Genomic DNA, 14,030 nt, shown 5'->3' on the forward strand with positions numbered 1-14,030 from the left:
CCCCGACTTTGGTCTAGATCAAAGTCCGACCCCAAATGTGCATGACGCGCACATGAAAAATCTTCAGGAGACCGCCATGAAATTTTTTGTCGACACCGCCGATGTCAAGGAAATCCGCGAGCTGAACGATTTGGGGCTGCTCGACGGCGTAACCACCAATCCGTCGCTGATCCTGAAATCCGGCGGCAAGATCGCCGACGTCACCAGAGAGATCTGCGAGATCGTCAAGGGCCCGGTCTCGGCCGAAGTCGTTGCCACCGAATACAAGGACATGATGGCGGAAGCCAAGATCCTGGCCAGGATCGCCGACAATGTCTGCATCAAGGTGCCGCTGACGCTCGACGGCCTGAGAGCCTGCAAGGATATCCGGTCGGACGGCCGCATGGTCAACGTCACGCTGTGCTTCTCGGCCACCCAGGCGCTGCTCGCCGCCAAGGCCGGCGCCTCCTTCATCTCGCCCTTCGTTGGCCGCATAGACGACAGCGGCTGGGACGGCATGGAACTGATTGCCGATATCCGCACCATCTACGACAATTATGACTTCCAGACCGAAATCCTGACCGCTTCGGTGCGCACCGTGAACCATGTCAAGCAGGCGGCACTGATCGGCGCCGACGTCATCACCGCGCCGCCGGCGACGCTCAAGGCGCTGGTCAAGCACCCGCTGACCGACAAGGGCCTGGAGCTGTTCCTCGCCGACTGGGCAAAGACCGGGCAGACGATCGGCTGAAGCGACTATCCTGCGAACAAAAAAGGCCGAGCAATCGGCCTTTTTTGCAGATTGCGCACTCTGGAAAGACCTAGCTTGCCGCCGGCTTGCCGTGCTTGATCAGATCCTGGGCGATCGACAGCCGCAGCACATCTGCCAGTTCGCGCGCCGCACGGTTCTCGGCGTCGATCTGCGCCCGGTATGACGCGAATTCCTGGCGCGGCCTGTCGTATGACGACGGAATCGAGCGCTTGCCCCTCGCTATGACCGTGCCCGTCTTGGCATCGCTGAGCACATAGTTGGCGGTAAGCGTCACAGTGCCGGCGGTCGGCTCGTCCTCGTCGGTCGTGACCTGCTCGATTGCCGCCGATTCGACGAGTTCGGAAACGCCGAGATCAAGCGAATAGACCGGCGAAGCCGGCTCGCCGGCGCCCTGGCCGAGCGCGAAGATCAAATTGTTGCGGACCTGCTGGGCGTAGCGGGTCTTGACCGGCTTGACCGAGATCGATGCCAGCTCGGCAGCAGCGCCGACCTGCGAGCCGGCGACCAGCGGCGCGCTCGAATAGAGCGGCCGCACCGTGCAGGCGGAAACCAGCGCCACCGACGCGAGCAGCCCGCAAAGCACGACACGGCGCAGCGTCAGCTCTGTCTTTCGCGGCTCAGGCAACGACATTGACGATCCTCTGCGGCACGATGATCACCTTGCGCGGCGCCTTACCTTCGAGCGCTCTCTGCACGAAGTCGAGAGCCAGAACCGCTTTTTCGACCGCACCTTGGTCCGCGTCGCGGGCAATTGTCAAATCGCCGCGCTTCTTGCCGTTGACCTGCACCGGCAGCACGATCTCGGCGTCGACGACAAGCGAGGGATCGTAGTCCGGCCAGGGCCGTTCGGCGACAAGGTCGGTGCCGCCGAGCGTCTGCCAGCACTCTTCGGCCAGATGCGGCATGACCGGCGCGATCAGGTGCACCAGGATCTCGACGGCGCCACGGCAGGCCGCTTGCAGCGCCGGACCGGCCTTGCCCTCTGCCGCCTCGTTGAGCGGCACGGTCAAGGCATTGGCTAGCTCGTAGATGCGGGCGATGGCGCGGTTGAAGGCGAGCTTTTCAATATCCTCGCCGACCGATTTCAGGATCTTGTGCGCGGTCTTGGACACTGTCCCGGCCTCGCCGTCCTTCGCCGCCTCTGGCCGAACTCCGGCAAGCGATTCGGCAGCCGTCGACACCAGGCGCCAGATGCGCTGGATGAAGCGATGCGCGCCCGCCGCGCCCTCGTCGGTCCATTCGACATCGCGCTCGGGCGGCGAGTCCGACAGCATGAACCAGCGCGCCGTATCGGCGCCGTAGCCGTCGGTGATCTCTTCCGGACTCACCGTATTCTTCTTCGACTTCGACATTTTTTCGAGCGGACCGATCACCGCCTCTTCGCCGGTGGCGATTTCGAAGGCGCGGCGCTTGCCGTCGGCGTCTTCCAGCCTGACCTCGCTTGGCGCAAGCCAGCGGCCGTTCGAGGCGCCGCCAACCCGATAGGTCTCGTGCACCACCATGCCTTGCGTGAACAGGCCCCTGAACGGCTCGGCGAGATCGACATGGCCGGTCTCGCGCATGGCGCGGGTGAAAAAGCGCGAATAGAGCAAATGCAGGATCGCGTGCTCGATACCGCCAATATACTGGTCGACCGGCAGCCATTCAGTCGCCGCCTTGGGATCGGTCGGATCGTTTGCCCAGGGCGCGGTGAAGCGCGCGAAATACCACGAAGAATCGACGAACGTGTCCATCGTGTCGGTTTCGCGCCGCGCGTCCTTGCCGCAGCGCGGGCATTTGACGTGCCGCCATGTCGGATGCCGATCGAGCGGATTGCCCGGCCGGTCGAACTCGATATCGTCCGGCAGCTTGACCGGCAGGTCGGCTTTCGGCACCGGCACCACGCCGCAATCCTCGCAATGGATCATCGGGATCGGGCAGCCCCAATAGCGCTGGCGCGAAATGCCCCAGTCGCGCAGGCGGAAGTTCACCTTGCGCTCGGCCATCGGCCGGTTGCCGATGGTCTTTTGTTCGAGCAGCTTCGCCACCTCGTCGAATGCCTGATCCGGCTTCATGCCGTCGAGGAAGCGCGAATTGATCATCGCGCCATCATCGACGTAGGCCTCGTCGATGACCTGGAAGCTTCCTTGATTCTCGCCTTCCGGCATCACCACCGGAATGACCGGAAGGCCGTATCTGTTGGCGAAGTCGAGGTCGCGCTGGTCATGTGCCGGGCAGCCGAAGATGGCGCCGGTGCCATAGTCCATCAGCACGAAATTGGCGACATAGACGGGCAGCGTCCACCTCTCGTCGAACGGATGGACGACGCGAATGCCGGTATCGAAACCCTTCTTCTCGGCCGTCTCCAAGGCCGCCGCCGAAGTGCCCATATGCCGAACCTCGTCGATGAACTTTGCCAGCGCCGGATTGTCTTCGGCGGCCTTTTTGGCCAGCGGATGATCGGCCGCAATCGCCATGAAGGAGGCGCCGAAGATGGTGTCGGGCCTGGTCGTGTAGACTTCGAGCTCATGCTCGCCGGCGACTGGCTTGGCCAGCGGCCAGCGGACCAGCAGCCCTTCTGAACGGCCGATCCAGTTCGCCTGCATCAGCTTCACTTTTTCCGGCCAGTCGTCGAGCTGGTCGAGCGAATCCAGCAGGTCCTGCGCATAATCGGTGATCTTGAAGAACCACTGCGTCAGCTCGCGCTGTTCAACCAGAGCGCCCGAGCGCCAGCCGCGCCCGTCGATGACCTGCTCGTTGGCAAGCACAGTCATGTCCTCCGGATCCCAGTTGACCTTGGAGGATTTGCGCGTCACCAGCCCCTTCTCAACGAAATCGAGGAACAGCATCTGCTGACGGTGATAGTAATCGACATCGCAGGTGGCGAACTCGCGCGCCCAATCGAGCGACAGGCCCATGACCTTGAGCTGCTCGCGCATGGCGGCGATGTTCTGATAGGTCCAGTCCTTGGGATGGACCTTGTTCTGCATCGCCGCGTTTTCGGCCGGCATGCCAAAGGCATCCCAGCCCATCGGGTGCAGCACGTTGAAACCCTTGGCCCGCTTGTAGCGTGCCACCACGTCGCCCATCGTATAGTTGCGGGTATGGCCGATATGGATGCGCCCCGACGGATAGGGGAACATCTCCAGCACGTAGTATTTCGGGCGCGGGTCGTCATTGTCGGCTTCGAACAGCTTCTTGGCGTCCCAGGCCTTCTGCCATTTGGGCTCTGACGCGCGCGGATTGTATCGTTCGGTTGCCATCGGGTGTTTTTCACTTAAAAGCATGCACGAGCCGCCGGACAATGCCCGGGCGGCTCAGGAAATGTCGTCGCGGTGTTCACCATGGATTGCCGGACCCGTCAACTGCGGCGATCCGGCGAAAAGCCAAACACAGGCAGGATATAGGCATGGCGAGCGCCGTCGAACAGCTTTTCACGGTCAAGGCAAGGATCGCTGCCGCCGAGCGCGAGGCAGGACGCGAGGCCGGAGCGGTGACGCTGGTCGCGGTCTCGAAAACCTTCGATGCCGCCGATATCCGCCCCGTCATCGAGGCCGGCCAGCGCGTCTTCGGCGAAAACCGCGTCCAGGAAGCACAAGCCAAATGGCCGGTGCTGAAGGAGGCATTTCCCGACATCGAGCTGCATCTGATCGGTCCGCTGCAATCGAACAAGGCCAAGGAAGCGGTGGCGCTGTTCGACGTCATCGAAACCGTCGACCGTGAAAAGATTGCCGCAGAGCTGGCCAAGGAGATCGCCAGGCAAGGCCGGTCACCAAGGCTGTATGTCCAGGTCAACACGGGCTCGGAGCCGCAAAAGGCCGGCATCGAGCCGCGCGAGGCGGTCGCCTTCGTCGCCCGCTGCCGCGATGTCCATGGCCTCGCCGTCGAGGGGCTGATGTGCATTCCGCCGGCCGACGAGAACCCCGGTCCGCATTTCGCGCTGCTGGAAAAGCTTGAGCTTGAGGCCGGCGTCGACAAGCTCTCCATGGGTATGTCCAGCGACTACGAAACCGCGATCGCCTTCGGCGCGACCAGTGTCAGGGTTGGATCGGCGATTTTCGGCGCCAGATGAGGCGCAGCCGGCCTTAGGCCACAGGCTGACATTGACTAAGCCAGCGTATAGAAACGGAACGTTTCGTTCCTATATGGGTCGAGTTATTCTCAACCCGTCTGGAGCCACCATGCGTTACAATCAACTTGGAAATACGGGGATGTTCGTCTCCGAACTTTGCCTCGGCACGATGACGTTCGGCGCGGCCGGCGAGAATGCCCAATGGGGCCTTATCGCCAGCCTCGACCAGAAGGGCGTCGACGAGATCGTCGCCCGCTCGCTCGCCGCCGGCGTCAATTTCTTCGACACGGCGGATGTCTATTCCTTCGGCGCCTCGGAACGGCTTCTCGGCCAGTCGCTCAGGAACCTTGGCGTCAACCGGCAGGACGTGATCATCGCCACCAAGGTTCATGGCACCATGGGCGCGGGCCCGAACCAGCGCGGTTCCTCGCGCGGCCACATCATGGATTCGGTCGAGAGCAGCCTCGAGCGGCTACAGCTCGATCACATCGATCTCTACCAGCTGCACGGCACTGACACGGTGACGCCGATCGACGAAACGCTGCGGGCGCTCGACGACCTGGTTGCCGCCGGCAAGGTCCGCTATGTCGGCGTCTCGAACTGGCAGGCCTGGCGCATCGCCAAGGCGCTGGGTACTGCCGAGCGCAGAGGCTTTGCCCGCTTCGAGACCGTGCAGTCGTATTATTCGATCGCCGGCCGCGATCTCGAGCGCGAGATCGTGCCGCTGCTCAACGAGGAGAAGCTCGGGCTGATGGTCTGGTCGCCGATGGCAGGCGGCTTGCTCTCCGGCAAATACGGGCCGGGTGCTCCCGGCAATGGCGAGGGCCGCCGCGCCAGCTTCAATTTCCCGCCTGTCAATGAGGACCGTGCCTGGGCAGCGGTCGCCGTCATGCGCGAGATCGCCACCAAGCACGGCGTCAGCGTCGCCACAGTGGCGCTTGGCTATGTCCTGGCCAAGCCATTCGTGATGAGCGTAATCATCGGCGCCAGCCGCATGGAGCAGCTGGAACAGAACCTTGCAGCCACCGAGTTGCAGCTCGATGCCGATGACCTTGTTCGCCTCGACGAAGTCAGTGCCCTGCCCGCCGAATACCCCGGCTGGATGCTGGAACGTCAGGCAGCCGGCCGGCGGCCGGCGCCCTTTGTGCCGAAAACGTAACCCAATCTCACCTTCGATTCGATGCTTCGGGAGCCGGCAGGCTCCCGATTTTTTTCGGCTCAGGTCAGCCGGACGGTCTCGACCAAAAAGTCCAAAAACGCCCGCACCCGCGCCGGCAGATGCTTGCCTTGGCCGACATAGACGGCGTGGGTGAGTTCCTCGTCGCCGGGGTTGAACTCTTCCAGCAGCGGCAGCAGCCGGCCGGCCGCAATGTCGGCCTCCACATGCCAGCGTGCCAGCCGGGCGATGCCCGCCCCAGAGAGCGCCATCAGCCGCATCGCTTCGCCGTCGCTGACCAGCGTATTTCCGATGATCGACAGGGTAGTCGGCTTGCCGGCCGCGTCGATAAAAGGCCAGCCCTCGAGGTGACGTATGAAACGGAAGCCCATGCGGTTGTGACGATCGAGATCGGCGGGCGTCTTGGGCGTACCACGCGCCTCGAGATACGATGGCGCTGCAACGACGACCACCCGGCTCTGCCCGAGCTTGCGCGCCACCAGCCGTGATTCGCCGAGCGGCCCGGCGCGGATGGCGACGTCAGCGCGCTCCTCCATCAGGTCGATGACATCGTCGGTCAACACCAGATCGACCGAGATTTCGGGGTAGCGCTCTAGGAAACGCGGCAAAAGCGGGATCAGCCGATGTTGCCCGAAAGGCACGTAGCTGTTGATCCGCAGCCGGCCACGCGGCGCGGCACCCGCCGCTGCCTCGCGCTCGGCCGCTGCCATGTCGGCCAGGATGCGCACGCCGCTGTCGAAGAACGCCGCGCCCTCTGGCGTCAGTTGCAGCTTGCGCGTCGAACGGCTGACCAGCCGCGCGCCAAGCCGCGCCTCCAGCCGCGCGATCAGCTTGCTCACCGCCGACGGCGTCATCCGCAACGCACGGGCAGCGGCTGAAAAACTGCCCGCCTCGACGACACGGACGAACACTTCGATCTCGCCGGAGCGATTGATGTCGGGCCTGGCCATTGGTGAATCTATTTCACAGACGATGTGCCCGATGCAAGGCTGGTTCACAGCACACCGCGGCACGATCTTCGGCATCGGCGCGTGGGAGGACACGGCGCCGTCGTCAAAACTGGTCGTCATCGAAGTGGGAACCGCCATGCCCCTTGCTCTTTACGCTCTTGCCGCCGGTGCCTTCGGCATCGGCGTCACCGAATTCGTCATCATGGGCCTGCTGCTCGACGTCAGCACCGATCTCGGCGTCTCGATCTCGGCTGCCGGCCAGCTGATTTCCGGCTATGCGCTCGGCGTTGTCATCGGCGCGCCGCTGCTGACGATCGCAACCGGCCGTTGGCCACGCAAAACCGTGCTTCTGGCGCTGATGGCGATCTTCACGCTGGGCAACCTCGCTTGCGCGCTTGCCCCAGACTACTGGACGCTGATGGCTGCGCGCGTGCTCACCGCCTTCGCCCACGGCACCTTCTTCGGCGTCGGCTCGGTCGTGGCGACCGGGCTGGTGGCGCCCAACAAGAAAGCTTCGGCGATCGCCCTGATGTTCACCGGCCTGACCATCGCCAACATCCTCGGCGTGCCCTTCGGCACATGGCTCGGCCAGGCCTTCGGCTGGCGTGCGACCTTCTGGGCGGTGACCCTGGTCGGCATCGCCGCCTTCGCCATCATTCTCCTGCTGGTGCCGCGCAGCCGAACAGAGCCCGAGAAGAGCAATTTGCGCGCCGATCTCACCGTGCTCGGCCGCACGCCCGTCCTGCTTGGCTTTGCCACCACCGTACTTGGCTATGCCGGCGTCTTCGCCGTCTTCACCTACATCGCCCCGTTGCTGACCGAGATCACCGGTTTTGAGGAAGCAGCGGTGTCGCCTATCCTGCTGGTCTTCGGCGGCGGCCTCATCGCCGGCAACCTCGCCGGCGGCAAGTTCGCCGACCGCTGGCTGGTACCTTCCGTTCTCGGTAGTCTCGTCGTGCTGGCGCTGGTGCTCGGCACCATGACCTTCGCCCTGCACAGCCAGGTCATGGCCGTCATCTATGTCGGTCTGCTCGGCGCTGCCGCCTTCGCCACCGTCGCGCCGCTGCAGATGTGGGTACTGGAAAAGGCACAAGGCGCCGGCCAGAGCCTCGCCTCATCCTTCAACATCGCCGCCTTCAACCTCGGCAATGCGGCCGGCGCCTGGCTCGGCGGCTTGGTCATCGCCCATGGTCCCGGCCTCGGTGCCGTCACCTGGGTCGCGGCCCTGTTGCCGCTTTCAGCGCTTGCCGTGGCGGCGTTTGCGCTGCGCCTCGACCGAGACCCCGTCCTCGCCACACCGGAAATCGCGCGGTCTTAGAACGGCAAACCTCAACCAATCCAAACCTCAACCAATCTTCGAAACAGCCATCCTTCCACAAGGAGCAAAACCCATGGATTATCGAAATCTTGGCGCATCGGGCCTGAAGGTCCCGGCGCTCTCGTTCGGGGCTGGAACCTTCGGCGGTTCAGGCCCGCTGTTCGGCGCCTGGGGCAACAGCGATGCGACGGAAAAACGGCGGCTGGTCGACATTTGCCTTGAGGCCGGCGTAAACCTGTTCGACACTGCCGATGTCTATTCGAATGGCGCTTCCGAACAAGTGCTCGGCGCTGCCATCGAGGGCCGCCGCGACGCCGTGCTGATCTCGACCAAGACCTCGCTGCCGATGGGCGACGGTCCCAACGATGCCGGCTCGTCGCGTTCACGCCTGATCAAGGCAGTCGAAGACGCGCTGAGGCGTCTTGGCACCGACTACATCGACCTGCTGCAACTGCACGCTTTCGACGCCGCAACACCGATCGAGGAGGTGCTGTCGACGCTGGACAGTCTCGTGCGCGCCGGCAAGCTGCGTTATGTCGGCGTCTCCAATTTTTCCGGCTGGCAAGTGATGAAGTCGCTCGGCCTGGCGGACAGATACGGCTATCCCCGATACGTCGCCCATCAGGTCTATTACTCGCTGGTCGGGCGCGATTATGAATGGGAGTTGATGCCGCTCGGCCTCGACCAGGGTGTCGGTGCGCTGGTGTGGAGCCCGCTCGGCTGGGGCCGCCTGACCGGCAAGATCCGCCGTGGCCAGAAGCTGCCTGAGAAAAGCCGACTGCACGATACCGCAAGCTTCGGACCGCCCGTCGAGGATGAGCATCTCTATCGGGTGATCGACGCGCTTGATGTTGTCGCCGAGGAAACCGGCAAGACCATACCGCAGATCGCAATCAATTGGCTGCTGCAGCGGCCGACCGTCGCCTCCGTCATCATCGGCGCGCGCAACGAGGAGCAGTTGCGCCAGAATCTCGGCGCCGTCGGCTGGTCGTTGACAGCCGAGCAGATGAAGAAGCTCGACACGGCAAGTGAGGTCACCGCACCCTACCCGTATTTTCCCTACCGCCGGCAGGAGGGATTTGCCCGGCTGAACCCGCCCGCAGTCTGACGCTCCAAAAGCTGGGGCGGCGGCTCCCAGCCTGCCGCCCGCCCGGCTAATGCAGCACGAACTCGCCGTCGACCTTGCGCCATTCGTTCGGCGCGATCAGCTTCTGGTGCGTGTAGCTGACCGAATGCAGCGGGCCTTCGAGCTTGGCCTGCCAGAACTCGATGAAGCGGATCAGCACCGGAAATTTCGGGGCGATGTCGTAATCCTGCCAGATGAAGCTCTGCAGCAGATGCGGATGATCGGGAAAGTGATAAAGAATCTTGGCCGTGGTCAAGCCATAGCCCTTGAGCATCAGGTCCATTTCGGAATGGTCGCGCATTGCGGTCCCCTGGTTGATTCTCCTTCCTCCCAGCCTGAAATTGTGCACCCCATTTGCTTAATCGTCTATTGATATTTCTATGATCGAACCAGATTCCTCCCGCAAAAACATGCGCTTAGCAGCCGCCTCACGAGAGTGCTGACACCGCCTGGGTAAGGCACCTGCGGCATCCCGCCGCGCGAATCCAACGTCTAATGTTGCCGTCGCGGCCGAACTGTTAATAATGCGCGCGAATTCGCGGCCGCATCGCTGCGATCCTGCCGGCGGTCAAGCCGGCGGTTTGGTTTTGGGGAGGAAGGCGAAGAAATGTCCGATGTTCATGTCCATCGCGTCCAGCCGGCGTGGAAGAAGAACGCGCTGATTGACAGTGACACCTACCTGAAATGGTACGCCGACAGCGTCAAGAACCCGGACAAGTTCTGGGGCAAGCACGGCAAGCGCATCGACTGGTTCAAGCCCTACAGCAAGGTCAAGAACACGTCCTTCGACGGCAAGGTTTCGATCAAATGGTTCGAGGATGGCCAGACCAACGTTTCCTGGAACTGCATCGACCGGCATCTGAACAAGCGCGGCGAACAGACCGCCATCATCTGGGAAGGTGACAATCCCTACGACGACAGGAAGATCACCTATAACGAGCTTTACGCGCATGTCTGCCGCCTCGCCAATGTGATGAAGAAGCACGGCGTCAAGAAGGGCGACCGCGTCACCATCTACATGCCGATGATCCCGGAGGCCGCTTATGCGATGCTCGCCTGCACGCGCATTGGCGCCATCCATTCGGTCGTCTTCGGCGGCTTTTCGCCGGACGCGCTGGCCGGACGCATCGACGACTGCAAGTCGACCTTCGTCATCACCGCCGACGAAGGCCTGCGCGGCGGCAAGTCGATCCCGTTGAAGGACAACACCGACAAGGCGATCGAGATCGCCGCCAAGGCCGGAACGAAAGTCGAAAAGGTCTTGGTAGTACGCCGCACCGGCGGCAAGACCGGCTGGGCCGCCGGGCGCGACGTCTGGTACCATGACGAGGTCGCCACGGTTAAGGCCGAATGCAAGCCCGAGAAGATGAACGCCGAGGACCCGCTCTTCATCCTCTACACATCCGGCTCGACCGGCAAGCCGAAGGGCGTGCTGCACACCACGGCCGGCTATCTCGTCTATGTCTCGATGACCCACCAATATGTCTTCGACTATCATGACGGCGATATCTACTGGTGCACCGCCGATGTCGGCTGGGTGACCGGCCACAGCTACATCGTCTACGGGCCGCTCGCCAACGGCGCCACCACGCTGATGTTCGAAGGCGTGCCGAACTACCCGTCGCAGTCGCGTTTCTGGGACGTGATCGACAAGCACAAGGTCAATATCTTTTACACCGCACCGACGGCGCTGCGCGCGCTGATGGGCGCCGGCGATGCCCATGTCACCAAAACGTCGCGCAAGTCGCTGCGCGTGCTCGGCACCGTCGGCGAACCGATCAATCCGGAAGCCTGGGAGTGGTATTTCAACGTCGTCGGCAACGGCAAGGTGCCGATCGTCGACACCTGGTGGCAGACCGAGACCGGCGGCATCATGATCACGCCGGTTCCGGGCGCCACCCATCTCAAGGCGGGTTCGGCGACGCGGCCCTTCTTTGGCGTCAAGCCGCAGCTGGTCGATGCCGACGGCAAGGTGCTGGAAGGCGAAGCCAGCGGCAATCTTTGTATTGCCGACTCATGGCCGGGCCAGATGCGCACCGTCTATGGCGATCACGACCGCTTCGTGCAGACCTATTTCTCGACCTACAGGGGCAGGTACTTCACCGGCGACGGCTGCCGCCGCGATGCTGACGGCTACTACTGGATCACCGGCCGCGTCGACGACGTCATCAACGTCTCCGGCCACCGCATGGGCACCGCCGAGGTCGAATCGGCGCTGGTTTCCCATGAGAAGGTCTCGGAGGCCGCCGTCGTCGGCTACCCGCACGATATCAAGGGCCAGGGCATTTACTGCTATGTCACGCTGATGGCCGGCGAGACGCCAAGCGAGGAACTGCGCCAGGAGCTCGTCGCCCATGTCCGCAAAGAGATCGGCGCCATCGCTTCGCCTGACAAGATCCAGTTCGCGCCCGGCCTGCCGAAGACCCGTTCCGGCAAGATCATGCGGCGCATCCTGCGCAAGATCGCCGAGGACGATTTTGCCACGCTCGGCGATACCTCGACGCTGGCCGATCCGGCGGTCGTTGACGACCTGATCGCCAACCGGCAAAACAAGAAGGGCTGATGCAACCCACATTAGGCGCCGTCACCGAGCTTTGGCGCTATCCCGCGAGCTCGCTCGCCGGCGAGTTTCAGGAGACGATCTCCGTCGACTGGTACACCGTCGAAGGCGACCGCCTGTTTGGCCTTGTCGATACCTCGACCGACGAAATCGCACGGCCCGACCGCGAAGCGAAATGGCACAAGGTGCCCCGCATCCGCACCCGGCTGTCGCAGGCCGGCAGACTGGAGGTCACCGTCCCCGACGGACGCTGGCTTTCGGCACCTGGCGCGCAAAGTGATCGCGCCATTTCCGCCTATCTCGGCTTTGCGGCTTCCATCCGGCCGTTCCGCCGGGAAAATGCGGCTCCGGATTACGCCGGCCCCCTGCTGACGGAACGCTACGTCAAAGCCCCTATTCATCTGCTGACCGCCGCCTCACTGGCGCGTTTGAAAGCGCTGCACCCAAAGGGCACCGCCGACGCGCGCCGCTTCCGCCCCAACATCGTCGTCGATATGCCGGAGGTCGAGGGATCGTTCCCCGAGACGGAATGGATCGGCCGCAAGCTGGCAATCGGCGACCTGCTGCTGACCATCTCCGAACCATGCCGCCGCTGCGGCTTCACCATAATCGCCCAGGACGGCTTCGACCACGATCCGGCAATCCTGCGCAGCCTGGTCCGCCACAACGCGCATAATATGGGCGTCTACTGCACCGTCGACCGGCCAGCCCGTGTTGAAATCGGCGCGCCGATGCGGTTCGTGTAATTACCGGTACAAATCCGCGCGTGTCGGCGGCAGGCCGCTCGGCCCACGCGCGCGCCTGGTGGCGACGGTCTGGAAAACCTGCGCCGATGCACGTTCGAAGGTAATCGAGCAGCCGGTGAGATAAAGCAGCCAGAGCCGCGCCTTGGCTTCGCCGACCTCGGCGATGGCTTCGTCGAAGCGTGCGTGGAGGCGCTCGGCCCACAGCCTGCAGGTGCGCGCATAGTGCTCGCGCAAGTTTTCGACGTCGTAGACGAGGAAGCCGTGCGCCTCGAGATTGCCGAGCGTCATGCCGATCGTATCGAGCTCGCCGCCCGGAAAAATGTATTTGATCAGCGCCTTGAATTCCGGCCCCTTGCGCAGCGTCTTCTTCATGTTGCCCTTGTCGCGCCGGGTGATGGCGTGGTGCAGATAGATGCCGCCCGGTTTGAGCAGGCGATGGATCCTCGAGAAATAGGCCGCATGGTTGGCAAGCCCCAGATGCTCGAACATGCCGATCGACGAGATCTTGTCGAAGGAGCCGGACAGCTCGGCATAGGACTTGATCTCGATGGTGATGCGGTCCTCCAGCCCCTCGGCGCGGATGCGTTCGCGGGCGAGCTCGGTCTGTGCCTCCGACAGAGAAACGCCGTGGCCGACGACGCCATAATTCTTCACCGCGTGGATGAGCATCGCTCCCCAGCCGCAGCCGATGTCGAGCAATCTGTCGCCGGGCTTCAGCCGAAGCTTCCGACAGATATGGTCGAGCTTGTCTCTCTGGGCCTGATCGATATCGTTGGCGAAATCCTTGAAGTAGCCGCAGCTATAGACCATGCGCTCGTCGAGGAAGAGCCGGTAGAATGCGTTGGAAATGTCGTAGTGATGCTGGATCGCCTCCTTGCTCGAACCGCTGACGTAAGGATTGCGGCCGGAAAGATCGGTTCGCGCGGTCATCTGTTTTCGCGAAAACAGCACCGCCGGCAGGTCGCGCAGGATCGCCAGCTTCGGCAATGTCTTGAGCTTTGTCCTGAGCTTGCCGTGCGTGGGCAAGGCGTAGAAATCGAACAGCGATCCGTCTTCGACGTCGACCGCCTTGGCAATCCACATCTCGATCAGCGTCGATAAAGAAGGGCGGCGTACGATCTGCCAGACGATGTCCTGGTCGTTGATAGTCAGCACCGGGCCGGTAGCCGGGCCGATCCGCTCGCCTGTCCACAGCCTCACCGCGAAACCCGGCTTCAGCGTTTCGATGACCGTCCGAACAATCCGGGCCGCTCTCTCGGCTGCCTCCATCCCCGTCCTCCCTTACCCGGCAAAATAGTGGCCCGGAACAATAGCGGCTCGATCTTGCCTGCCCGATCGGCCGGCCGCAAGC

At 63.2% G+C, this 14,030-nt stretch carries 12 protein-coding genes; 7 read left to right on the forward strand and 5 right to left on the reverse strand.

Annotated elements, in window-relative coordinates:
• Nucleotides 1-76: 76 nt before the first annotated feature.
• Nucleotides 77-730 (forward strand): fructose-6-phosphate aldolase, encoded by a 654-nt coding sequence (gene fsa, locus NKI19_RS04410; RefSeq protein WP_352465621.1) that lies wholly within the window; start codon nt 77-79, stop codon nt 728-730.
• Nucleotides 731-800: 70 nt separating this feature from the next.
• On the opposite strand, the gene NKI19_RS04415 is transcribed toward fsa, so the two are convergent.
• Complete coding sequence (locus NKI19_RS04415) at nt 801-1,382, reverse strand: LPS assembly lipoprotein LptE (RefSeq protein ID WP_352489176.1); 582 nt, start codon at nt 1,380-1,382, stop codon at nt 801-803.
• Nucleotides 1,369-3,993: a leucine--tRNA ligase gene (gene leuS, locus NKI19_RS04420; protein ID WP_352489175.1), complete on the reverse strand. Its 2,625-nt coding sequence runs from the start codon at nt 3,991-3,993 to the stop codon at nt 1,369-1,371. Before leuS ends, NKI19_RS04415 begins: the two co-directional genes overlap by 14 nt.
• A 146-nt stretch (nt 3,994-4,139) precedes the next feature.
• On the opposite strand from leuS, the gene NKI19_RS04425 reads away from it, so the two are divergent.
• Together NKI19_RS04425 and NKI19_RS04430 are read left to right on the forward strand one after the other, a co-directional pair.
• Nucleotides 4,140-4,802 carry a YggS family pyridoxal phosphate-dependent enzyme gene (locus tag NKI19_RS04425; protein WP_352489174.1) on the forward strand — a complete coding sequence of 221 codons (663 nt, stop codon included), beginning with the start codon at nt 4,140-4,142 and terminating at the stop codon, nt 4,800-4,802.
• A gap of 109 nt (nt 4,803-4,911) precedes the next feature.
• Nucleotides 4,912-5,961 (forward strand): aldo/keto reductase, encoded by a 1,050-nt coding sequence (locus tag NKI19_RS04430; RefSeq protein ID WP_352564687.1) that lies wholly within the window; start codon nt 4,912-4,914, stop codon nt 5,959-5,961.
• A 59-nt stretch (nt 5,962-6,020) separates the two neighbouring features.
• On the opposite strand, the gene NKI19_RS04435 is transcribed toward NKI19_RS04430, so the two are convergent.
• On the reverse strand, nt 6,021-6,929 hold the full coding sequence (locus NKI19_RS04435) for a LysR family transcriptional regulator (protein ID WP_352489172.1): 909 nt from the start codon (nt 6,927-6,929) through the stop codon (nt 6,021-6,023).
• Between the two features lie 136 nt (nt 6,930-7,065).
• Between NKI19_RS04435 and NKI19_RS04440 the strand changes: the two genes are divergently transcribed.
• The gene (locus tag NKI19_RS04440) at nt 7,066-8,247 is read left to right on the forward strand and encodes an MFS transporter (RefSeq protein WP_352564737.1); all 1,182 of its coding nucleotides are present in this window, start codon (nt 7,066-7,068) and stop codon (nt 8,245-8,247) included.
• A 73-nt stretch (nt 8,248-8,320) separates the two neighbouring features.
• Nucleotides 8,321-9,355, forward strand: coding sequence for an aldo/keto reductase (locus NKI19_RS04445; protein WP_352489171.1), 1,035 nt, complete (start codon nt 8,321-8,323; stop codon nt 9,353-9,355).
• A gap of 46 nt (nt 9,356-9,401) precedes the next feature.
• Here the strand turns inward: NKI19_RS04445 and NKI19_RS04450 are convergent, their stop codons facing one another.
• Entirely contained in the window at nt 9,402-9,674 is a 273-nt protein-coding gene (locus NKI19_RS04450) for an usg protein (RefSeq protein ID WP_023719720.1), read from the reverse strand.
• A gap of 306 nt (nt 9,675-9,980) precedes the next feature.
• Here NKI19_RS04450 and acs point away from each other — a divergent pair, with 306 nt between their 5' ends.
• Both acs and NKI19_RS04460 read left to right on the forward strand, forming a co-directional pair.
• On the forward strand, nt 9,981-11,936 hold the full coding sequence (acs, locus tag NKI19_RS04455) for an acetate--CoA ligase (RefSeq protein WP_352489170.1): 1,956 nt from the start codon (nt 9,981-9,983) through the stop codon (nt 11,934-11,936).
• A complete protein-coding gene (locus tag NKI19_RS04460; RefSeq protein ID WP_352489169.1) occupies nt 11,936-12,679 on the forward strand; it encodes an MOSC domain-containing protein in 744 nt (247 codons plus the stop codon). The genes acs and NKI19_RS04460 overlap by 1 nt, the downstream gene beginning before the upstream one ends.
• Here NKI19_RS04460 and NKI19_RS04465 read toward each other — a convergent pair whose 3' ends face one another.
• A complete protein-coding gene (locus NKI19_RS04465; protein ID WP_352489168.1) occupies nt 12,680-13,948 on the reverse strand; it encodes a class I SAM-dependent methyltransferase in 1,269 nt (422 codons plus the stop codon).
• Nucleotides 13,949-14,030 lie beyond the last annotated feature (82 nt).

Source organism: Mesorhizobium sp. M0751 (genome assembly GCF_040320265.1).
In the GTDB taxonomy this organism is placed as follows: domain Bacteria; phylum Pseudomonadota; class Alphaproteobacteria; order Rhizobiales; family Rhizobiaceae; genus Mesorhizobium.

What these genes read in the sequence shown, in the direction of transcription:
- NKI19_RS04450 (WP_023719720.1), bottom strand. Translation starts at nt 9,674, where the DNA reads ATGCGCGACCATTCCGAAATGGACCTGATGCTCAAGGGCTATGGCTTG.
- NKI19_RS04445 (WP_352489171.1), top strand. Translation starts at nt 8,321, where the DNA reads ATGGATTATCGAAATCTTGGCGCATCGGGCCTGAAGGTCCCGGCGCTC.
- NKI19_RS04460 (WP_352489169.1), top strand. Translation starts at nt 11,936, where the DNA reads ATGCAACCCACATTAGGCGCCGTCACCGAGCTTTGGCGCTATCCCGCG.
- NKI19_RS04465 (WP_352489168.1), bottom strand. Translation starts at nt 13,948, where the DNA reads ATGGAGGCAGCCGAGAGAGCGGCCCGGATTGTTCGGACGGTCATCGAA.
- NKI19_RS04415 (WP_352489176.1), bottom strand. Translation starts at nt 1,382, where the DNA reads ATGTCGTTGCCTGAGCCGCGAAAGACAGAGCTGACGCTGCGCCGTGTC.
- NKI19_RS04440 (WP_352564737.1), top strand. Translation starts at nt 7,066, where the DNA reads ATGCCCCTTGCTCTTTACGCTCTTGCCGCCGGTGCCTTCGGCATCGGC.
- NKI19_RS04430 (WP_352564687.1), top strand. Translation starts at nt 4,912, where the DNA reads ATGCGTTACAATCAACTTGGAAATACGGGGATGTTCGTCTCCGAACTT.
- fsa (WP_352465621.1), top strand. Translation starts at nt 77, where the DNA reads ATGAAATTTTTTGTCGACACCGCCGATGTCAAGGAAATCCGCGAGCTG.
- acs (WP_352489170.1), top strand. Translation starts at nt 9,981, where the DNA reads ATGTCCGATGTTCATGTCCATCGCGTCCAGCCGGCGTGGAAGAAGAAC.
- NKI19_RS04425 (WP_352489174.1), top strand. Translation starts at nt 4,140, where the DNA reads ATGGCGAGCGCCGTCGAACAGCTTTTCACGGTCAAGGCAAGGATCGCT.
- NKI19_RS04435 (WP_352489172.1), bottom strand. Translation starts at nt 6,929, where the DNA reads ATGGCCAGGCCCGACATCAATCGCTCCGGCGAGATCGAAGTGTTCGTC.
- leuS (WP_352489175.1), bottom strand. Translation starts at nt 3,993, where the DNA reads ATGGCAACCGAACGATACAATCCGCGCGCGTCAGAGCCCAAATGGCAG.